The 20,846-nt window shown below is 72.3% G+C and carries 19 protein-coding genes; 3 read left to right on the top strand and 16 right to left on the bottom strand.

Annotated features, from left to right (window positions below; all coding sequences use genetic code 11):
• Nucleotides 1–17 precede the first annotated feature (17 nt).
• From MTF65_RS21165 to MTF65_RS21145, 5 genes are all read right to left on the bottom strand, one after another.
• A complete protein-coding gene (locus MTF65_RS21165) occupies nt 18–185 on the bottom strand; it encodes a hypothetical protein (protein WP_243630470.1) in 168 nt (55 codons plus the stop codon).
• Between the two features lie 187 nt (nt 186–372).
• The gene (locus tag MTF65_RS21160) at nt 373–981 is read right to left on the bottom strand and encodes a hypothetical protein (RefSeq protein WP_243630469.1); all 609 of its coding nucleotides are present in this window, start codon (nt 979–981) and stop codon (nt 373–375) included.
• A gap of 148 nt (nt 982–1,129) precedes the next feature.
• Nucleotides 1,130–1,684, bottom strand: coding sequence for a GNAT family N-acetyltransferase (locus MTF65_RS21155; protein ID WP_243630468.1), 555 nt, complete (start codon nt 1,682–1,684; stop codon nt 1,130–1,132).
• 39 nt (nt 1,685–1,723) lie between these two features.
• Nucleotides 1,724–3,973 carry an MMPL family transporter gene (locus MTF65_RS21150; RefSeq protein ID WP_243630467.1) on the bottom strand — a complete coding sequence of 750 codons (2,250 nt, stop codon included), beginning with the start codon at nt 3,971–3,973 and terminating at the stop codon, nt 1,724–1,726.
• Between the two features lie 260 nt (nt 3,974–4,233).
• Nucleotides 4,234–4,608, bottom strand: coding sequence for a signal peptidase I (locus MTF65_RS21145; protein WP_243630466.1), 375 nt, complete (start codon nt 4,606–4,608; stop codon nt 4,234–4,236).
• 60 nt (nt 4,609–4,668) lie between these two features.
• Here MTF65_RS21145 and MTF65_RS21140 point away from each other — a divergent pair, with 60 nt between their 5' ends.
• The gene (locus MTF65_RS21140) at nt 4,669–5,499 is read left to right on the top strand and encodes a GNAT family N-acetyltransferase (RefSeq protein ID WP_243630632.1); all 831 of its coding nucleotides are present in this window, start codon (nt 4,669–4,671) and stop codon (nt 5,497–5,499) included.
• 16 nt (nt 5,500–5,515) lie between these two features.
• Here the strand turns inward: MTF65_RS21140 and MTF65_RS21135 are convergent, their stop codons facing one another.
• A complete protein-coding gene (locus MTF65_RS21135; RefSeq protein WP_243630465.1) occupies nt 5,516–6,019 on the bottom strand; it encodes a DinB family protein in 504 nt (167 codons plus the stop codon).
• 181 nt (nt 6,020–6,200) lie between these two features.
• Here MTF65_RS21135 and MTF65_RS21130 point away from each other — a divergent pair, with 181 nt between their 5' ends.
• Complete coding sequence (locus tag MTF65_RS21130) at nt 6,201–8,237, top strand: penicillin acylase family protein (protein ID WP_243630631.1); 2,037 nt, start codon at nt 6,201–6,203, stop codon at nt 8,235–8,237.
• Entirely contained in the window at nt 8,234–8,830 is a 597-nt protein-coding gene (locus tag MTF65_RS21125; RefSeq protein WP_243630464.1) for a GNAT family N-acetyltransferase, read from the top strand. Before MTF65_RS21130 ends, MTF65_RS21125 begins: the two co-directional genes overlap by 4 nt.
• A 109-nt stretch (nt 8,831–8,939) precedes the next feature.
• Here the strand turns inward: MTF65_RS21125 and gatB are convergent, their stop codons facing one another.
• From gatB to MTF65_RS21075, 10 genes are all read right to left on the bottom strand, one after another.
• Complete coding sequence (gene gatB, locus MTF65_RS21120) at nt 8,940–10,394, bottom strand: Asp-tRNA(Asn)/Glu-tRNA(Gln) amidotransferase subunit GatB (protein ID WP_243630630.1); 1,455 nt, start codon at nt 10,392–10,394, stop codon at nt 8,940–8,942.
• A 76-nt stretch (nt 10,395–10,470) separates the two neighbouring features.
• Nucleotides 10,471–10,713, bottom strand: a complete 243-nt coding sequence (locus MTF65_RS21115) for a hypothetical protein (RefSeq protein WP_243630463.1) — start codon at nt 10,711–10,713, stop codon at nt 10,471–10,473.
• The gene (gene gatA / locus MTF65_RS21110) at nt 10,710–12,206 is read right to left on the bottom strand and encodes an Asp-tRNA(Asn)/Glu-tRNA(Gln) amidotransferase subunit GatA (protein WP_243630462.1); all 1,497 of its coding nucleotides are present in this window, start codon (nt 12,204–12,206) and stop codon (nt 10,710–10,712) included. Before gatA ends, MTF65_RS21115 begins: the two co-directional genes overlap by 4 nt.
• A gap of 5 nt (nt 12,207–12,211) precedes the next feature.
• Nucleotides 12,212–12,508 (bottom strand): Asp-tRNA(Asn)/Glu-tRNA(Gln) amidotransferase subunit GatC, encoded by a 297-nt coding sequence (gatC, locus tag MTF65_RS21105; protein ID WP_007266718.1) that lies wholly within the window; start codon nt 12,506–12,508, stop codon nt 12,212–12,214.
• Nucleotides 12,509–12,760: 252 nt separating this feature from the next.
• The gene (locus MTF65_RS21100; protein WP_243630461.1) at nt 12,761–14,950 is read right to left on the bottom strand and encodes a bifunctional diguanylate cyclase/phosphodiesterase; all 2,190 of its coding nucleotides are present in this window, start codon (nt 14,948–14,950) and stop codon (nt 12,761–12,763) included.
• Nucleotides 14,951–15,360: 410 nt separating this feature from the next.
• The gene (ligA, locus tag MTF65_RS21095) at nt 15,361–17,571 is read right to left on the bottom strand and encodes an NAD-dependent DNA ligase LigA (protein ID WP_243630460.1); all 2,211 of its coding nucleotides are present in this window, start codon (nt 17,569–17,571) and stop codon (nt 15,361–15,363) included.
• 31 nt (nt 17,572–17,602) lie between these two features.
• Nucleotides 17,603–18,586, bottom strand: a complete 984-nt coding sequence (locus MTF65_RS21090; RefSeq protein ID WP_243630459.1) for a methionine synthase — start codon at nt 18,584–18,586, stop codon at nt 17,603–17,605.
• Nucleotides 18,583–19,272 carry an SDR family oxidoreductase gene (locus MTF65_RS21085; protein ID WP_243630458.1) on the bottom strand — a complete coding sequence of 230 codons (690 nt, stop codon included), beginning with the start codon at nt 19,270–19,272 and terminating at the stop codon, nt 18,583–18,585. Before MTF65_RS21085 ends, MTF65_RS21090 begins: the two co-directional genes overlap by 4 nt.
• 119 nt (nt 19,273–19,391) lie before the next feature.
• Nucleotides 19,392–19,736, bottom strand: coding sequence for a DUF1330 domain-containing protein (locus MTF65_RS21080; RefSeq protein WP_243630457.1), 345 nt, complete (start codon nt 19,734–19,736; stop codon nt 19,392–19,394).
• 82 nt (nt 19,737–19,818) lie between these two features.
• Nucleotides 19,819–20,784, bottom strand: coding sequence for a GlxA family transcriptional regulator (locus tag MTF65_RS21075; RefSeq protein WP_243630456.1), 966 nt, complete (start codon nt 20,782–20,784; stop codon nt 19,819–19,821).
• Nucleotides 20,785–20,846 lie beyond the last annotated feature (62 nt).

Raw genomic sequence — 20,846 nt, 5'->3', positions numbered from 1 at the left:
GCGGGTCGCGTCGCGGGTTACGCGACGCGGGCGAAGCGGCTGCGGGCCTCTCTCACCGGCCCTTCGGGTTCCTTGCCGCGCGAGGAGGCGCGGTGCGCCTTCCGGGCCTCCGCGGCCCTGCGGAACTCGTTCGCCTCGCGGATGAGGTCGGCGTGCCGGGCGTGGGCCATCTCGTATTCGAACATCTCGTTCTCCCTGGGGCGTTTCTCGGGCACCTCGTTCGGTGTGATCCAAGAATCGCTTCCCAGGGGGTGCCGCCACATCGGGCGCATGCCGCATCCGGGCGGGCGAGGGGGCCTTAGTCCGGGGGCCTAGGCCCCTGAGGCGGGCTAAGGCGGTGCCTAGGCGGGACCGGATGCGGCCCGGGGCGGCTTAGCCGGCGGCCTTCGGGAGGGGGAGCAGGAGGTCGAAGTACATGAGGCCGGACAGCAGGATGCCGAGGGAGCCGAGGGCGACGGCGGCCCAGGCGACGGAGCGGATCCAGGTCGGCAGGACGCGGCCGGGGGCGCCGAAGGCGGGGCGGGCCAGGACGAAGACGGCGAGGAGGAGGGCGAGGGTGGAGACGACACCGTTGACGAGGGCGGTCAGGTGCCAGGCGTCGCCGTACAGGGCGGCGATCTTCTCTTCGGTGCTGGTGGCGTTGACCGATTCGATCTGGCCTATGAGGGTCTGGCGCTCGGCGATGACGCGGGAGACCCAGGTTCCGCTGAGGGCGACGAGGCCGAGGCCGGCGGCGACGACGGCGGAGGCGGCGGCCCCGACACCGCCGACCCGCTCCTCCGGCTCGTCGAGCAGATCGAGGTCGTCCAGCTCGTCGAGGTCGTCCGCCTCGGCGTCGACGCGGGCGGCGGCATCGACATCGGCGGTGCTCACGTCGGCCTCGGCCTTCGTCGTGTCGGCCTTGTCCGCCTGTGCGGGGGTCTGGGGCTCGGCGGGGTCCGCCTCGGGAGCGAGCGGGGCGGAGGTCTTCGTGGTGTCCATGCGGGGCACCGTAGGCCTCGTTTCTGAGAGGTGCCTGAGAGCCCGCCTCGGCCGCCGCACCCCGGCGGGCGCCCCTCCCGCCGCAGGTCCGGGCCCATGGCCGCGGCGGGACGGGCTGGGGCAGGGGCCAAGCGGTCCGCGAGACCGCTCAGGAGGGACCGGCCGGCGGCCACTCGTCGGCGAGGACCGCCCAGATCTCGGTATCACGGCGGATGCCGCGGTGGACGTAGCTCTGGCGCAGGACGCCCTCGCGGGTCATCCCGAGGCGTTCGGCGACCGCGAGGCTCTTCTTGTTGGCGGAGGAGGCGTGCCATTCCACCCGGTGCATGCCGCGTTCCCGGAACGCCCAGTCGATCAGGACCCGGCAGGCCTGGGTGACGAGGCCCCGGCCGGCGGCGGCGGGCTCCAGCCAGCAGCCGGCCTCGCAGGTGCCGGCGGCGGCGTCGAAGGTCCGGAAGAGGACCCCGCCGACGAGGGTGCCGCCGACCCGTATGCCGTAGAGGCGCCCGGTGTCGGTGGCCGCCTTCTGCGCGTAGGAGGCGATGAAGGTGCGCGCCGAGTCGAGGTCGGCCACGACGTCGGCGAGGAGGATGTGCTCACCGATGTGCTCCCGGCCGCGGTCCATGTGCGCCAGGAACTCCTCGGCGTGCCGGACTTCCATCGGGAACAGCCGGGCGTCGTCGGCGAGGTCGATCGAGAACATGCGGTCCTTTCTCTGGGTCTTCCGCGGCGGGTCGCCGCGTCACCGGGATGTTGTCGCGGGTTCGGCGTCGTCCTCGCTCATGGCGGGGTCCGCGCCGGTCCGCTGTGCCGGGAGTGCCGCATGGGTGCGGCGCTCCGGGGGTTCGATGCTGATCCGGGGCAGTCGGCGGTCCAGCCAGGCCGGCAGCCACCAGTTGGCCCCGCCGAGCATGTGCATGAGGGCCGGGACGAGGAGGGTGCGCAGCACGAAGGCGTCGAGCGCCACGGCCGCCGCGAGCGCGATGCCGAACATCGCGATGAGCCGGTCGCCGCTGAGGACGAACGCCAGGAAGACGGAGATCATGATGACCGCCGCCGAGTTGATCACCCGGCTGGTCTCGGCGAGGCCGACGCGGACGGCCCGCTGGTTGTCGCCGGTCTCCAGCCACTCCTCGTACATCCGGCTGACCAGGAACACCTGGTAGTCCATGGACAGCCCGAAGAGGACGGACACCATGATCACGGGGAGGAACGGTTCGATCGGGCCCGCGCTCCCCAGGCCCATCGGCTCGCTGCCCCAGCCCCACTGGAAGATCGCGACGACGACGCCGAAGGAGGAGGCGACGGCAGCGACGTTCATGGCCGCCGCCTTGACGGGGATGCCTATGGACCGGAAGGCGAGCAGCAGGAGCAGGCAGCCGAGGCCGATGACGACCCCGACGAAGAGCGGCAGCTTGCCGATGATGACCTCGGCGAAGTCGTCGTAGCCGGCGGTCACACCGCCGACGTGGATGTCCATGGAGCCGCGGTGGTCGGAGCCCGGGATGACCTCCTGGCGGAGCGTGTCGACGAGGTCGCTCGTGGCCCGGGACTGCGGGGCGGAGTCCGGTACGACGGTGACGACGGCGGTGTCGCCGCTCCGGTTGAGGACGGCCGGACCGGCGGAGGCGACGCCGTCCGCCGTCCGGAGATCTTCGGCCAGCCGGGTCACCGCGACCCGGTCCCCGGCTCCGTCGAGTCGGGCGACGACGGTGAGCGGGCCGTTCATCCCGGGGCCGAAGCTCTCGCCGAGCAGCTCGTAGGCCTTGCGGGTGGTGGAGCCGGCCGGGTTGTTGCCCTGGTCGGAGGTGCCGAGGTGCAGGGAGAGCGTGGGCAGCGCCAGCACGAGCATGACCGCGGTGGCGACGACGCCGAGCAGCTTGGGGTGCCGTTCCACGAAGGCGGACCACCGGGCGGCGAAGCCGGTGGGCGGCTCGGGCCGCGGGCCCTCGGCGGCGAGCTTGCGGCGCTCGCGGCGCGAGAGGGCGCGCGTGCCGATGTACGAGAGGAGGGCGGGGAGCAGGGTCACCGAGGCGGCCACGGTGAGGACCACGGTGAGGGAGGCCGCGAGCGCGACGCCGTTGAGGAAGTTCAGCCGGAGCACGAGCATCCCGAGCAGCGCGATGCAGACGGTGGCTCCGGCGAAGACGACGGCCCGCCCGGTGGTGGCGACTGCGTTCTCGGCGGCCTCGGCGACGGGCAGGCCTCGCTTGAGGCCCTTGCGGTGCCGGGTGACGATGAACAGCGCGTAGTCGATGCCGACTCCGAGGCCGACGAGGGTGCCGAGCATCGGGGCGAAGTCGGCGACGGGCATGGCGTGCCCGAGGAGGGTGATGCCGAAATAGCCGGTGCCGACACTGACCAGGGCGGTCGCGATGGGCAGCAGGCTCGCGGCGAGCGAGCCGAAGGCGAGGAAGAGGACGAGGGCGGCGACGGCGACGCCGATGACCTCGGCGAGGTGCGCGGTGGGGGCCTCGGTGAGGCCGATGGCGTGGCCGCCGAGCTCGACCTGGAGGCCGTCCCGCTCGGTGTGGTCGTTCTTCGCGGTGTCGACGACCGCCTGGGCCTGGGCCTTGGGGACGGAGTCGGCCTGCTCGTCGAAGGTCACGACGGCGTAGGCGGTACGGCCGTCGGGGCTGATCTGCGCGGCGCTCTCGGGGCCGGGCCCGTACGGCCCGGCGACCGATCCGACGCCGGGGAGCTCGGCGACGGCGTCGAGGGCCTGGGCCATGCGCTGCTGGATGTCCGGGGTGCGGGCCGTCTGATGCTCCGGGGCCCGCCACACGATGGTGTCGGTGTCGCCGCCCTGGCCGTGGAAGCCCTCGCGGAGGAGGGCGCCCGCCTTGCTGGACTCGGTCCCGGGGACCTCGTAGTCGTTGGAGAACGCCGGTCCGGCGAGGCCCGCGGCGGCGGCGGTCCCGCCGAACGTGAGGAGCCAGAGCAGTACGGCCACGAGACGGTGCCGGACGCACCACCGTGCGATTGCTGCCAACGGACGTGCTCCCTGGTGGTTCGGATCTTTACCGGGAGACGCCCGACGCAAAGAACGCTGGAACTCTCGCGAAACCTGGTGATCGCGAATCTAGATGATCTACCGCCGAACCGCAGACGATCAGCTGATCGCCTGCTGGTCTGCACCTCGATTTTCGGTCCACGATCGCAGCGATTCGTGATCGTTGACCCGTTTCGTGTGCATCGTCACAGGGGTGCGGCGGAACTCGGGACCTCGGCCCCTCACCCAGGTCGCTTCGGCTAGGTCGCTTCGGCGCGGTAGCCCGGGATGGAGGGCCAGCGGACGGTGAGGACCACCGCGTCCTCCTCGGCGTACCAGGAGTGGTCGACCCCGCGACCCCAGAGCACGTAGTCCCCCTGTTCGGCGAGCACCACGGTCCGGCCGGGGAACTCCAGCCGGAAGCGCCCGCTGATCAGCACCTGGAGCGCGGTGCGCTCCTCCCCGGTCACCCACCGGGTCCGCTCCTCCCCCTTGGGGTGGACCCCCCACTTGATCTCCACGTCCTCGCTGTGGCGGGGATCGGCGGGGTCCTTGAAGTGGCCGAGGAGCCAGCCGCGGTCGGCGGCGGCATCGGGGGTGGCTTTGCCTGTGTAGATGAGGGCTTCGTCGTTCACGGGCTGAGGCTAATGCAGTTGTGGAAGCGGCCCGGAGGCTGGTGAGCTGGGGCGATGACGATGGAACCCGATGAACTGATGAAGGTGCGGGCCCGGTACGACGCGGAGATGCGCCGCGACGCGCAGCCCGACGCGGCCGAGGCCCGGGTGGAGCGGTCGGGGGCGGTGGTACGCCAGACCACACCCGGGCGGGGCTGGCACGGCGTGCTCTGGTCGGACCTCGACGAGGTGACGGCGGACGCGGAGATCGCGGCGCAGGTGGCGTTCTTCACGGATCGGGGAGCCGGCGACTTCGAGTGGAAGCTGTACGGCCACGACCGCCCGGCGGATCTCGGGGAGCGGCTGCGCGCCGCCGGGTTCGCGCCCGAACCGGCCGAGACCCTGATGGTGGCGCGGACGGCCGACCTCGCGGAACTCCCGATGGAGCCGCCGGAGGGGATCACCCTGCGGGTGGTCACGGACGAGGCCGGGGTGGATCTGATGATGGAGGTCCACGCCCGGGCCTTCGGTACCGAGCGCCCGCGCATCCGGCACCAGATACTGACCCTGCTGAGGGACGAGCCGGAGACCCTCGCGGCCGTGGTGGCGATGGCCGGCGACACCCCGGTGAGCGCGGCCCGGATGGAGATGCGGCCGGGGACCTCCTTCGCGGGCCTGTGGGGCGGCGGCACGGATCCGCGGTGGCGCGGGCGGGGCGTCTACCGGCTGCTGGTGGCCCATCGCGCCCGCATCGCCGCCTCGCTCGGCATCCCCTATCTCCAGGTCGACGCCTCGGACGACAGCCGGCCGATCCTGGAGCGGCTGGGCTTCGGCGTCCTGGGCGTGACGGTGCCGTACGTGTACACCCCCGCCGGCTACACCCCCGCCAACTGCACCCCGGCCGGCGCGTAAGGCGGCACGGCCGGGGTCAGGCTCCGACGACGCCGTCGATCGCCTCGCGCAGGAAGTCGGCGTGCCCGTTGTGCCGGGCGTACTCGTGGATCATGTGCAGCATCACCACGCGGAGCGAGACGTCCGCCTCCCACCTCCGCGCGTACGCCGTCACGTCCAGGGAGTGCGCCGCGGCCTCGACGCTCCGGGAGTGCTCGACCTCCGCCTCCCACGCGGCGAACGCCTCCGCCCGTGTGGCCCCGGAGGCGTCGTACGCGGCCTGGAAGTCGCCCTTGTCCGACCACAGGTGCGGTACATCGTGCGCCCCGCCCATGGTCCGGCGGAACCAGTGCCGCTCCACTTCGGCCATGTGCCGCACCAGGCCGAGCAGGGAGAGGGTGGACGGCGCGGAGGCCTGGCGGCGGAGGTCCTCGTCGCCGAGTCCCTCGCACTTCATGGCGAGCGTGGAGCGGTGGAAGTCGAGGTACGCGCGCAGGGTCTCGCGTTCGTCCCCGGTCAGCGGAGGTCCGGTGCGTTCCATGCGCACGATCTTGCCGGTTGGCCCGTGCCGGCGAAACCGGTTTTGCCTCAGGCGCCGTTATAGTTAGGCCAGCCTAACCTAAGATGCCTCGGGGAAGAGTGTGAACAGCGTGAGCGCAGCGAACAACCGGCCCGCCGACGGCGAGGGCGAGGGCGAGGGCGACGGAGACACGGCCTACGAGCTGTTCCGCGACGCGTGGGGCATCCCCCACCTCCGCGCCGCCGACAGCCTCGCCCTCGCCTACGCCCAGGGCCGCACCACCGCCCTCGACCGCGCCTGGCAGCTTGAAGTCGAACGCCACCGCGCCCAGGGCTCCAGCGCCGCCTTCCTCGGCCCGGACTTCGTGGCCTGGGACCGCTTCGCCCGCCAGTGCCGCCTCGACGACACCGCCCGCCGCTGCCACGACGCGCTCGACCCCGAAACCGCCGCCTGGGTCCGCGCCTACGTGGACGGCGTCAACGACGGTCTGGCCGACGGCGCCTCCCGCGACGGGCGGTTCGCCCGCACCGGCCACACCCCCACCCCGTGGGAGCCATGGGTTCCGCTGGCCATCTGGATCGCCACCCACATCCTGCTCGCCGGCTTCGCCACCAAGCTCTGGCGCGAGCGCGTCGCCCGCGCCCTCGGCGACGAAGCGATCACCCTCTTCGCCACCGACGGCCCCCGCACCGCCGGCAGCAACGGCTGGCTGGTCCCCGGTGACCGGACCGCGACCGGCTCGGCGATCATCGCGGGCGACCCCCACCGCTTCATCGAGGACCCGGGCGTCTACCAGCAGATACGTCTCTCCTGCCCCGAGTACGACGTCCTCGGCCTCGCCGTCCCCGGCATCCCCGGCCTCGGCCACTTCGGCCACACCGGCACCGCCGCGTGGGCGATCACCCACGCGATGGCCGACTACCAGGACCTGTACGCCGAGCAGGTGCGCCCCACCGCCGACGGCGACGGGCTGGAGGCCCTCGGCCCCGACGGCGTCTGGGAGCCCGTCGCCCGCCACACCGAGACCCTGGCCGTGGCCGGCGCCGACCCCGTCGAGGTCGAGGTCCTGGAGACCCCCCGCGGCCCGGTGATCGTCCACGAGGACGGCCGGACCCTCTCCCTGCGCTACCCGCCCCGGGTCCGCCGGGACCTCGGCTTCGCCACCCTCCCCGCCCTCCTGCGCGCCCGCACCGTCGCCGACATCGACCGCGCCCTCGACGGCTGGGCCGAGCCCGTCAACGTCGTCCACGCCGCCGACTCCGAGGGCGGCCTGCTGCACCGCGTCGCCGGCGCCGTACCCCGGCGCGACCCGGCCAACCGCCTGCGCCCCGTGCCCGCCTGGGACCGCCGGTACGCGTGGCAGGGCTGGTCGCAGACCCCCGCCGAGCCCGTCCAGGGCTTCGCCGTCATGGCGAACGCCCGCGGTATCGCCTCGCCGCTCGGCGTGGAGTTCGCGCCTCCGCACCGCGCCGACCGCATCCGCGAGCTGCTCGACGGCTCCTCGGACTGGACCCCGAAGGCGATGGCCGACGTACACAGGGACACCCTCCTGGCCTCCGCCGAGCCACTGCTCGCCCTGCTGCCGGGGCTCGACGACCTGTCCCCCGAGGCGGCGCGACTGCGCGAACGCCTGCTCGCCTGGGACCGCCATATGGCGGCTGAGAGCACCGACGCCACCGTCTTCTCGGCGCTGCGGACCGCGACCGTACGCCGTATCGCCGCCGACCCCGTCTTCGCCGGCCTGGCCGACGCCCCCACCGGCCCGGAGGTGTTCCACCCCTGGCTGTACCTGGTCACCCGGATCGGCTACGCCCTCGAAGGCCTGCTGACCACCGCCCTCCTCCCCGGCCTCGACCGCGCGGCCCATGTCCGCGCGGCCCTGGAGGAGACGGCCGCGGCCGCCACCCCCGACACGCCCTGGTCGGAGGTACACCGGCTCGCCCCCTGGTCGGCCCTCCCGGACCCGGAGGCGCGGTGGCCCGGCCTCGGCGGCGACCACGACTGCGTGAACTGCACCTCCTCCGTCCCGGGGTTCACCGACCTCACCGCCCGCGCATCGGCGGCGCGTTACGTCTGGGACCTCGCCCGCCGCGAGGACAGCCTCTGGGCGGTCCCGCTGGGCGCCGACGGCGTCACGGGCTCGCCCCACCACCGCGACCAGCTGCCCCTGTGGGCACGCTGCGAACTCATCCCGGTCGTCACCGACTGGGACCGGCTCACGAAGGAACCCCGCGCATGACCGCCTCCACCCGACAGCCCGTCCACACGCAGTCCGTCGAGGGCTTCGGCACGGTGACGCTCACCCCCGTCGATCCCACCGCCGACTCCGCCCTGATCCACGGCTGGGTGACCCAGGAACGCGCCCGCTTCTGGGGCATGGGCGAGGCCAGCCGCGAACTCGTCCAGGAGATCTACGAGGACGTCGACCGCCGCACCACCCACCACGCGTTCATCGCCCGCCGCGACGGCGAGCCGGTCGCGCTGTTCCAGACGTACGACTGCGCCGCGGACCGGGTCAGTGAGTGCTACGAGGTCCGGCCCGGGGACGTCGGCGTGCACCTGCTGATCGGTCCCGCCGAGGGGGCGGCCGAGCACGGGTTCAGCGCGCGTTTGCTGACCGTCTTCCTCGCGTACCTCTTCTCCGACGGCGGCCAGGCCCGCCGCCTCGTCGCGGAGCCGGACGCGCGCAACCAGAAGGCCCTCGCGATCCTGGAGCGCACCGGCTTCGTGCTCGGCCCGGAGGTCGAACTCCCCGAGATCGACCTCCCCGAGGTCTACCTGCCGGCCAAGCGGGCCCGCCTGGCATTCCTCGGCGCGCCGCAAACCCGCTGACCGGCACGGCCCACCGGGCACCGCCGTTTCCCATTCCCACAGCCACAGCACGAGGGGCCGTGCCCGGGAGATCCCGGGCACGGCCCCTCGTACGCGACGATCCGCGGGCTCAGCCCTCGGAGACGCCCAGGCGCTCCAGGATGAGCTCCTTGACGCGGGCCGCGTCGGCCTGGCCGCGGGTGGTCTTCATGACCGCGCCGACCAGCGCGCCGACGGCGGCGATCTTGCCGCCGCGGATCTTGTCGGCGATGGCCGCGTTGCCCGCGATGGCCTCGTCCACGGCCGCGCCGAGCGCGCCCTCGTCCGAGACGACCTTCAGGCCGCGCTTCTCGACGACCTCGTCGGGGCTGCCCTCGCCGCCGAGGACGCCCTCGATGACCTGGCGGGCCAGCTTGTCGTTCAGCGAGCCGTCGGCGACCAGCGCCGCGACGCGCGCGACCTGGGCCGGGGTGATCGGCAGCTCGTCGACGGACACGCCCTGCTCGTTGGCGTTGCGGGCGAGCTCGCCCATCCACCACTTGCGCGCGGCGGCCGAGTCGGCACCCGCCTCGATCGTGGCGACGATGGAGTCCACCGCGCCCGCGTTGAGGATCGACTGCATGTCGTGCTCGGAGACGCCCCACTCCTCGCGGAGCCGGTTGCGGCGCAGCCGCGGCATCTCGGGCAGGCCGGCGCGCAGCTCCTCGACCCAGTCGCGGGCCGGGGCCACGGGAACCAGGTCGGGCTCCGGGAAGTACCGGTAGTCCTCGGCGTTGTCCTTGATGCGGCCGGCCGTGGTGGAGCCGTCCTCCTCGTGGAAGTGCCGGGTCTCCTGCACGATCGAGCCGCCGCCGCTCAGCACGGCCGCGTGGCGCTGGATCTCGAAGCGGGCCGCGCGCTCGACGGAGCGCAGCGAGTTGACGTTCTTCGTCTCGCTGCGGGTGCCGAAGGGGGCCTCGGGGCTGGGGCGCAGCGACAGGTTCACGTCGCAGCGCATCTGGCCCTGGTCCATGCGGGCCTCGGAGACGCCGAGCGCCTTGATGAGCTCGCGCAGCTCGGCGACGTACGCCTTGGCGACCTCGGGGGCCCGTACGCCCGCGCCCTCGATCGGCTTGGTGACGATCTCGATGAGCGGGATGCCCGCGCGGTTGTAGTCCAGCAGGGAGTGAACCGCGCCGTGGATACGGCCGGTGGCGCCGCCGACGTGCAGCGACTTGCCGGTGTCCTCCTCCATGTGGGCGCGCTCGATCTCCACGCGGAAGATCTCGCCGTCCTCCAGCTGGACGTCCAGGTAGCCGTTGTAGGCGATGGGCTCGTCGTACTGGGAGGTCTGGAAGTTCTTCGGCATGTCCGGATAGAAGTAGTTCTTCCGGGCGAAGCGGCACCACTCGGCGATCTCGCAGTTCAGCGCGAGACCGATCTTGATGGCGGACTCGACGGCGATCGCGTTGACGACGGGCAGCGAGCCGGGCAGACCGAGGCAGGTGGGGCAGGTCTGCGAGTTGGGCTCGGCGCCCAGCTCGGTGGAACAGCCGCAGAACATCTTGGTCTTGGTGCCGAGCTCGACATGGACCTCAAGGCCCATGACGGGGTCGAACGAGGCGAGAGCGTCCTCGTACGAAAGCAGTTCGGTGAAGGTGGTCACGGTGAAACTTTCCCTCTCAGCCCAGCAGGACGTCGTCGTCGCCCAGGCGCTTCAGCTCGCGGTACAGGATCGCGAGGCCGGTGACGATGGCGGCGGCGGACACGACGGCGTCGACCAGCTTCAGCGTGTCGTGCTCGGTGCGGGCCCTGCGGGCCTGCTTGATCACGCTGATGGCACCGAAGGCGGTGGTGCCGATCGACAGGTACGTACCGGACTTGGACTTCTTGAAGCCCTTGGCCTTGGACAGTGCGCTGGTCACAGCGACGGTGCCTCCTCAAGCAGCGGGTGGCCCCAGCGCTCGACGAAGGCGGCCTCGACGGCCGCGCCGACCTTGTACAGACGGTCGTCCTTCATCGCCGGGGCAATGATCTGCAGCCCGACCGGGAGGCCGTCCTCCGGTGCCAGTCCGCAGGGGAGCGACATGGCGGAGTTGCCGGCCAGGTTGGTCGGGATGGTGCACAGGTCCGCGAGGTACATGGCGAGGGGGTCGTCGGTGCGCTCGCCGATCGGGAAGGCGGTGGTCGGGGTCGTCGGGGAGACGATGACGTCGACCTGCTCGAAGGACTTCTCGAAGTCCTTCGTGATGAGCGTGCGGACCTTCTGGGCCGAGCCGTAGTACGCGTCGTAGTAGCCGGAGCTGAGCGCGTACGTGCCGAGGATGACGCGGCGCTTGACCTCGTCGCCGAAGCCGGCTTCGCGGGTGAGCGCGGTGACGTCCTCGGCCGACTTGGTGCCGTCGTCGCCGACGCGCAGGCCGTAGCGCATGGCATCGAAGCGGGCCAGGTTCGAGGAGCACTCGGACGGCGCGATCAGGTAGTACGCGGCCATCGCGAGGTCGAAGGACGGGCAGTCCAGCTCGACGATCTCGGCGCCGAGCTCCTTGAGGAGCTCGACCGACTCGTTGAAGCGCTGGACGACGCCGGCCTGGTAGCCCTCGCCGGCGAACTGCTTGACCACGCCGACGCGCATGCCGGCGACGGAGCCGTTGCGGGCCGCCTCGACGACCGGCGGGACCGGGGCGTCGATGGAGGTGGAGTCGAGCGGGTCGTGCCCGGCGATGACCTCGTGCAGGAGCGCGGCGTCCAGGACCGTACGGGCGCAGGGCCCGCCCTGGTCGAGGGAGGACGAGAACGCGACCATGCCGTAGCGGGAGACGCCGCCATAGGTGGGCTTGACGCCGACTGTGCCGGTGACGGCGGCGGGCTGGCGGATGGAGCCGCCGGTGTCCGTGCCGATGGCGAGCGGGGCCTGGAAGGCGGCCAGCGCGGCCGCGGAACCGCCGCCGGAGCCGCCGGGGATGCGGGTGAGGTCCCACGGGTTGCCGGTGGGGCCGTAGGCGCTGTTCTCGGTGGAGGACCCCATGGCGAACTCGTCCATGTTGGTCTTGCCGAGGATGACGACGTCGGCTTCCTTGAGCTTGCGCGTCAGGGTGGCGTCGTAGGGCGGGATCCAGCCTTCGAGGATCTTCGAACCGACGGTGGTCGGGACCCCGACGGTGGTGAAGATGTCCTTGAGGGCCAGCGGGACGCCGGCCAGCGGGCCGAGCTTCTCGCCGCGCTCGCGCTTGGCGTCGACGGCGCGGGCCTGGGCGAGGGCGCCTTCGCGGTCGACGTGGAGGAAGGCGTGGACCTTCTCGTCGGTCGCGTCGATGCGGGCCAGGTGGGCCTCGGTCACCTCGACGGCCGTGAGCTCGCCGGAGGCGATCTTCTCGGCGGTCTGGGCGGCCGTGAGCTTGATGATCTGGTCATTCATGATGATTAGTCCTCCCCCAGGATCTGCGGCACCTTGAAACGCTGCTGCTCCTGGGCGGGAGCGCCGGAAAGCGCCTGCTCGGGGGTGAGCGACGGACGGACCTCGTCCGCGCGCATGACGTTCGTCAGCGGCAGCGGGTGGGAGGTCGGCGGGACGTCTTGGTCGGCGACCTCGGAAACGCGGGCGACCGCGCCGATGATGTCGTCGAGCTGTCCAGCGAAGTGGTCGAGCTCTTCGCTTTTCAGCTCCAGACGTGCCAGCCGAGCGAGGTGGGCGACCTCCTCGCGCGTGATGCCAGGCATGCAGCGATCCTCTGGGGGTGGTGAGTGTGTAGGTTTCGGGCCCAATCCTATGGGGCCGGGCCCGCTCACCACGAAACGGTTTGCCGCGGCCGCTGCCCGGCTGCCGGTACGGGGGCGAGTGCGGGCCCGCTGCGCGGAGCTTTCCGGGCTCCGCCCGAACCCGCGCCTCAAGCGCCGGCGAGGCTGGATGTGGCTGATGCCGTCCGCCAGGCGCGGCTGGATTGCCCGCAGGGCAGTTCCAGCCCCGCCGGGTCAGGGGGCCGGGGTTTCCGAGGAGGCGGCGGCGGCCAGTTCGGCTGTGATGTCCGCCGGGCGGCGCCAGCCGCGTTCGCCGCGGGCGAGGAGCCAGGCGGTGGCCTCCTGCGGGGGCATCGCGGCGGCGACCAGCCAGCCCTGTACCGCGTCGCAGCCCAGGTCCCGCAGGCGCTCCCACGTCTCGTCGTCCTCCACGCCCTCGGCGACGACCAGCAGGCCCAGCGAGTGCGCGAGATCCACCGTGCAGCGAACGATCTCCGCGTCCTGGGCGTCGACGGCCAGCCGCGCGACGAAGGACCGGTCGATCTTCAGCTCGCTGACCGGGAGGCGGCGCAGGTGGACCAGCGACGAGTAGCCGGTGCCGAAGTCGTCCAGCGACATCTTCACGCCGTGGCCCGTCAGGCCCGCCATGGTGTCCGCCGCGCGCTGGGGGTCTTCCAGCAGGACGTGTTCCGTTATCTCCAGCTGGAGCCCGCTCGCCGGCACCCCGTGCCGGGCCAGCCGCGCGGCGACCGCCCCCGCGAAGCCGGGTGTGTGCACATCGCGCGGCGAGACGTTGACCGCGACGGGGACCTTCAGCCCCTGGGCGCGCCAGCGGGCCACCTGGGCCAGCGCCGTCTCCAGGACGTACTCCGTCAGGTGCGGCATCAGCCCCGAGGTCTCGGCGATCGCGATGAACTCGTCGGGGGGCACCCGGCCGCGTTCCGGGTGCACCCAGCGGACCAGGGCCTCCAGCCCCGCCACGTGCCCGTCGAAGCGGACCTTGGGCTGGTAGTGCAGTTCCACTTCGCCCGCGTCCAGCGCCCGCCGCAGATCGCCGAGCAGGCCGAGCCGGTCGGGCGTGTTGCTGTCCCGCTTCGACTCGTACACCTCCACGCCCGTGCGGTCCCGCTTCGCCTGGTACATCGCGACGTCGGCCCGCCGCAGCAGCCCCTCGGCGTCCAGCGCGTGGTCCGGGAAGACGGCGAGGCCGGCGCTGGCCTCCAGCACCAGGGTCAGGCCGTCGAGGTCCAGCGGGGAGCTCAGCTCCGCGACCAGGTGGCGGGCGACCCGCTGGGCGCTCGTGGTCGAGTCGGCGAGGGGGAGGAGTACGGCGAACTCGTCGCCGCCGAGACGGGCGGCCTCGGCGTCGTCGGGCAGTGCCTGGCGCAGCCGGTCCGCGATCTGGAGCAGCAGCCGGTCGCCCGCCAGGTGGCCCAGCGTGTCGTTGACCGCCCGGAACCGGTCCAGGTCGATCAGCACAAGAGCTGACCGGGTGCCCAAACGTTCAGCCTCGTCCAGGGCGGTCCACGCGCGCTCCAGCAGCCACTGCCGGTTCGGCAGCCCCGTCAGCGGGTCCCGCAGCTGTTCCTCCGCGCGCGCCCGGGCGATCCACAGGGTGGAGTCGAGCGCGATGAGCGGTACGGCGAACAGCGGCAGCAGTACCGGCTGGCCGACGGCGACCACGCCGATCAGGGGGGCGATGCCGAGCAGCGCGACCGCCACTAAGGCCTGCCGGAGCAGTGCCGTCCGGGCGACCGTGGGCAGCCCTCCGCCGCGCGGTGTCGTCGCCAGCCACAGCACGAGCCGCGTGACGAGCAGGTACGCGACGGCGGTCAGCACGACCTCCGGCAGCGCCCCCGGCCCCCAGGCGTCGGGCCGCCAGGGCTCGGCCACGGTCGGCGCGTCACCGAACGCGGCCATGACGAGGGCACCCGCGCCGATGCCGAGGATGTCCACGGAGCCGTGCAGCAGGCCCTGCCGCCAGCGGTGCCGGCGTGCGGCCCCGACCAGCGTGACCACCGCCAGCGAGACGAGCCCGGCCGGCACCCACCCGTAGAGGAGGAGGACGCCGAGGGTGAGCGCGGCTCCCGATCCGGTGCCGCCCCACCAGCGGTCGCGGCCGAGGGCGACCAGGTGGCCGACGATGATGCCGGTGAGCAGTGCGAGCGCCCAGCCGACCGCCCCGCCGGGGAACAGCGCCTGACGGTCGGTCAGTGCGGAGACGACGCCGACGGCGAGCACCACGGCGGAGAGGCCCACGGCGACGAAGGGCAGCACGGTGCGCTGCCCTGACGCACCCGCACCACCGTCGAGCGGGTGGCTGTCCGGTGTCCCGGAACCCAGGAATCCGAGCCGGCCCGTCCGCACGGACGGGAGTGCCCCGCCGAAATCAGGTGACGGGTCGGCGCTTTCGGTGGGTTTCATGCCCGTCCCTCTCACAGCCGGCGATGCCGATGTCACGCGATGGCCCCGATGTCATGCCATCACGGCTGGAATCGCCTCACGCAGCCGTGCACGACAGGCGCACCCCTCAACAGTAGGACGCGAGAGGCTCCCAGGGGCAGTTGTCGGCGGCGGTTGCCCGAATGCGACCCAGCCATCCTCATCAGTACGGTATCCGCCGAACGGGTGAGTTTGGACCAGGACCCCCTGGGTCACCGTCCGATGATCCGACAGGTCACCGCACTGCCGCCAGCCCTGTACCAGCCGTTTACACCGGTCACCGCGCCCGGCGTACGCCCGCCCGTACGACCGCACGCCACGCATCCGTTCGCCTTCGCCACTCCCCCGGGGCGACCGTCATGACGACATTCGGACGACATGCATATGGGTTACTACTCCGCTTCCGTGTCGCCGTCCACCGGGAGGGCGGCCTCGCGCGCCGCGTCGGGGCCCTGTTCGAGCAGGACGGCGAATCCGGTGTCGTCGAGGACCGGAAGCTTCAACTGCACGGCCTTGTCGTACTTGGAGCCCGGGTTGTCGCCGACCACGACGAACGAGGTCTTCTTCGAGACGGACCCGGTGACCTTGGCTCCCCGGCTCTGCAGGGCCTCCTTCGCGCCGTCCCGGGTGTGGCTCTGCAACGTGCCGGTGACGACGACGGTCAGGCCCTCCAGCGGACGCGGCCCCTGCTCCTCGCCGGAACCTTCCTCCTCCATCCGGACACCCGCTTCGCGCCACTTGCGCAGGATCTCCTGGTGCCATTCGACGGCGAACCACTCCTTGAGGGAGGCCGCGATGATGGCGCCGACCCCGTCGGTGGCGGCCAGTTCCTCCTCGGTGGCCTGCTCGATGCGCTCGATGGAGCGGAACTCGCGGGCGAGGGCCTGGGCCGCGACCGGGCCGACGTGACGGATCGACAGGCCGTTGATGACGCGGGCGAGCGGGCGGTCCTTGGCGGCCGCGATGTTCTCCAGCATCGCGAGGGCGTTCTTCTTCGGCTCGCCCTTCTGGTTGGCGAAGACGGTGACGATCTTCTCCTCGCCCGTCTTCGGGTCCCGCTTGGGCAGCCCGCTGTCGGCGTCCAGCACGTACGCCTTGATGGGCAGCAGGTCCTCGATGGTGAGGTCGAAGAGGTCGCCCTCGTCGCGCAGCGGCGGCTCGGCCGGCTCCAGCGGGTTGGTGAGCGCGGCCGCGGCCACCGAGCCGAAGTTCTCGATGTCCAGGCACTGCCGGCCTGCCAGGTAGAACAGCCGCTCGCGCAGCTGGGCCGGGCAGGTCTGCCCGTTGGGGCAGCGGAGGTCGATGTCGCCCTCCTTCATCGGCCGCAGCGGGGTCCCGCACTCGGGGCACTCGGCCGGCATCACGAACTCGCGCTCGGTACCGTCCCGCAGATCGACGACCGGGCCGAGGATCTCGGGGATGACATCGCCCGCCTTGCGCAGGACCACGGTGTCCCCGATGAGCACGCCCTTGGCCTTGACGACCTCCTGGTTGTGCAGGGTCGCGAACTCGACCTCCGAGCCGGCCACCGTCACCGGCTCCACCTGGGCGTACGGGGTCACCCGGCCGGTGCGGCCGACGCCGACCTTGATGTCCACCAGCTTGGTGTTGACCTCTTCGGGGGCGTACTTCCACGCGATGGCCCAGCGCGGTGCGCGCGCGGTGGAGCCCAGACGGCCCTGGAGCGGGATCTCGTCGAGCTTGACGACCACGCCGTCGATCTCGTGCTCCACCGAGTGCCGGTTCTCGCCGAAGTAGGAGATGAACTCGCGGACCTCGGCGAGCGAGGAGACCACCTTGTTGTGCTTGGCGGTGGGCAGGCCCCACTCCTCCAGCAGCTCGTACGCCTGCGAGAGCTTGCCGATCTCGAAGCCCGAGCGCGCCCCGATCCCGTGCACCACCATGTGCAGCGGGCGGGTCGCGGTGACCTTCGGGTCCTTCTGGCGCAGCGAACCGGCCGCCGCGTTACGCGGGTTGGCGAAGGGCTTGCCCTCGGCCTCGACGAGCCGGGCGTTGAGCTCCTCGAACTTCTCCATCGGGAAGAAGACCTCGCCGCGGATCTCCACCAGCGCCGGGATCCGCTCGCCCTTGAGGCGGTCCGGGATCTCCGCGATGGTGCGGACGTTCGGCGTGATGTCCTCGCCGGTGCGGCCGTCGCCCCGGGTGGCGGCGCGGGTCAGGCGGCCGTTCTCGTAGGTGAGGTTGACGGCGAGGCCGTCCACCTTGAGCTCGCACAGGTAGTGGTAGTCCGAGGTGCTGACGTCCCGGGCCACCCGGTCCGCCCAGGCCGCCAGCTCCTCGTCGTCGAAGGCGTTGTCGAGGGAGAGCATCCGCTCGCGGTGCTGCACGGACGCGAAGTCCGTCTCGTACGCCCCGGCCACCTTCTGGGTGGGCGAGTCCGGAGTGCGCAGCTCCGGATACTCCTCCTCCAGCGCCTCCAGCGAGCGCAGCAGCTGGTCGAAATCGGCGTCACTGATGACGGGCTGGTCGTTCACGTAGTACCGGAAGCGGTGCTCCTCGACCTGTTCGGCGAGCAGCGCGTGCTGTTCACGCACCGCCGCCGGTACCGTCGCGTCGCCGGCCTGCTTCTGTTCGGCTGCCATGCCGTGTCCTCCCGTGGCCCGTCTCAATCCATCACTCAGGGTTGTCGGCGAGCGACCTCGCCGCCCTGACGCAGTGCGCCTGCACGGCACGGGCGTAGGCGGGCGAAGCGCCCGCCAGACCGCACGACGGAGTGACCACGACGGACTCCGCCAGAGTCCCCGGGGCCAGCCCCAGCCTGCGCCAAAGCTTCCTGACACCCATGACGCTACCGGCAGGGTCTGACAACGGGCCGTCCGTACCGGGCACCACTCCGGCGAAGAGCTTCGTACCGCCCTCGACGGCCTCGCCGATGGCGTCGTCCTCGCGCTCGGTGAGCAAGGAGAAATCGAACGACACGCCCGCGGCGCCCGCGCGTCGCAGCAGTGCGAAGGGCACCTCGGGCGCGCAGGAGTGGACGACGACCTCCCCGTCGTGGACGGCGAACAGCTCGCGCAGGGTGCCCTCGACGATCTGCCGGTCGACGGCGCGGTACGTCCGGTACCCGCTCGCGGACCGGACCCGCCCGAGCAGGACGGCGGTGAGCGACGGCTCGTCGTACTGGAGCACGATCTCGGCGCCGGGGATCCGCTTGCGGACATCGGCCAGGTGCCCTCGGACGCCCTCCGCGAGGGAGACGGCCAGGTCGCGACAGGCGCCGGCGTCCTGGAGCATGGCCTCGCCGCCGTGCAGCTCCAGGGCGCCGGCCAGCGTCCACGGCCCGACGGCCTGGACCTTCAGCTTCCCCTGGTAGCCCTGGGTGAACTCCTCCAGGGCGTCCAGGTCCTCGCCGAGCCAGGACCGGGCGCGCTTGCTGTCGCGGCCGGGGCGGTCGCTGATCCGCCAGCCGCTGGGCTCGACGTGGGCGTACATGTCGACCAGCAGCCCGAGGGAGCGGCCGATCATGTCGGCGCCGGGGCCGCGCGCGGGCAGCTCGGCGAGGTAGGGGAACTCCTCGAAGGACCCGGTGACGGTCCTGGCGGCCTCGCGGGCGTCCTCGCCGGGGAGGGAGCCGACTCCGGTGGCGCTCGCGGTCATCGGCCGGGCCTCACGGTCACGTCGTTGATCTCGGCGTCGCGGGGCAGGTCCACGGCCATGACGATGGTGGTCGCGACGGACTCGGGGTCGATCCAGCGGGAGGGGTCGTACTCCTTGCCCTCCTGGGAGTGCACCTTGGCCTGCATGGGGCTGGCGGTGCGGCCCGGGTAGACGGAGGTGACCCGGATGCCGTTCGGCTTCTCCTCGGCGCGCAGGGCGTCGGCGAGGGCCTTGAGCCCGTGCTTGGAGGCGGCGTACGCGCCCCACTCGGCGTGCGCGGTGAGGCCGGCGCCGGAGTTCACGAAGACGACGGTGGCGTGCGAGGCCCGCAGGGTGGGCAGCAGCAGCCGGGTCACTTCGGCGGGGCCGATCAGGTTGACGTTGAGCTGCTGGCGCCAGGTCTTGGGGCGCAGGTCACCGACGGGGCCGAGGTCCACGATGCCCGCGATGTGCAGGAGGGAGTCGATCCGCTCGGGGACGGCCTGCTTGGAGAAGGCCCACGACAGCCGGTCGGGGTCGGCCAGGTCGCCTACGAGGGCCGTCGCGCCGGGGTACCGCTCGACGAGCTGCTTGCCCCGGGCGGCGTCGCGGGCGAGGAGGACGAGGTCGTCGCCGCGGGCGTGCAGCCGGGCGGCGACGGCGGCGCCGATGCCGGAGCCGGCGCCGGTGATCAGATGAGTAGCCATGCCGCCCATGCTCGCACCCCGGCTGCCACCCTCGGCCCGCGTGGCCCGGGCCGGGGGTGCCCGGAGGCCGCCTCGGGTCAGCCGGCGACGGCCGCCCGGTACGCCGGCGGCGGGGTCCGTCAGAGCCCGGCGGCTTCGCGCAGGGCGGCGGCCGTCTTCGCGGCGTCGTAGTCGGCCGGGACGCCCTCGACCAGGATGACCTCGCCCGTGATGTGGTCCGTGCGCAGCGGCAGGATCGCCTGGTAGGCGGGCGAGTCGTACCAGGCGCGGGCCCGCTCGATGTCCGGGAAGCCGATCATGACGACCGTGCCGGGCCAGGGGCCCTCCTTGACCTCCACCTCGCGGCCGTGGACGAGGAAGCGGCCCTCGAAGGGGTCCATGGTCGCCTGGATCTCCTCGATGTACCGCAGGATGTCCTCGTTCATCGTGTCGGGACGTATGTGGGCGATGGCGTACGCGGTCATGTCCGGCCTCATCTTCCGTTCGGGGCTGTCGCGTTGAACCGATCTTGCACGAGGACGGGCCCGGAAGCGATGGCCTCCGGGGTCATGCCGGGGCGGGCTGGAAGGTGCGCCGGTAGGCGATCGGGGAGATGCCGAGGGTGCTCCGCATGTGCTGGCGCAGGGAGTTGGCGGAGCCGAATCCGGACCGGTGCGCGACCAGGTCGACCGGCAGATCGCTGGACTCCAGCAAGTGGCGGGCGACCTCCAGGCGTTGGCCGGTGAGCCACTGCACGGGCGTCATCTCCACCTCGTCGCGGAACCTCCGGGTGAAGGTGCGCAGGCTCATCCGGGCGTGAGCGGCCAGTTCGGCCAGCGTGATCGGCTCCGCGAGGCGCTCCAGGGCCCAGGCGCGGGTGGCGGTGGTCGTGGCCACGGTGGGTTCGGGGACGGGCCGGTCGATGTACTGGGCCTGGCCTCCGTCCCGCCACGGCGGTACGACGCACAGCCGGGCGGCACGGTTGGCGGCGGCCGTGCCGTGGTCCTGGCGGACCAGGTAGAGGCAGAGGTCCACGCCGGCGGCCACCCCGGCCGAGGTGAGGATGTCCCCGTCGTCGACGAAGAGCACGTCCTCGTCGAGCTTGACGCGCGGGAAGGCCCGCTGGAAGGCCGGCGCCTTGAGCCAGTGCGTGGTGGCCGGCCGGCCGTCGAGCAGCCCGGCGGCGGCGAGCACGTAGGTGCCGGTGCAGATCGACACCAGCCGGGTGCCGGGCCGGATCATGGCGAGGGCGGCGCTGAGCGGCCCGGACAGGGGCATGCCCTGCTCCAGATCGGCCATGACGTTCGTGGGCGGGATGATCACCGTGTCGGCCGCCGCGAGCGCCTCGGGGCCCGCGGAGACCACGACCGTGAAGCCCGCGTCGCTGGCCACGGGCCGGCCGTCGACGGTGCAGACGGTCACTTCGTAGAGCGGGTTCCCCGAGTCGTCGAGGGCATTGCCGAACACCCGGGAGGGCATCCCGAGCTCGAACGGAGGGACCCCTTCGAGGGCGAGTACGGCGATTCTGTGCATGGCCAGATCCTGTCACAGGGTGGCCGTACGGCCAGCACCATGACCTCGCTCCGGCGCCGAAG

This window comes from Streptomyces sp. APSN-46.1 (genome assembly GCF_022815725.1).
In the GTDB taxonomy this organism is placed as follows: Bacteria; Actinomycetota; Actinomycetes; order Streptomycetales; family Streptomycetaceae; genus Streptomyces.
This window is presented reverse-complemented; position numbering and strand designations above follow the sequence as displayed.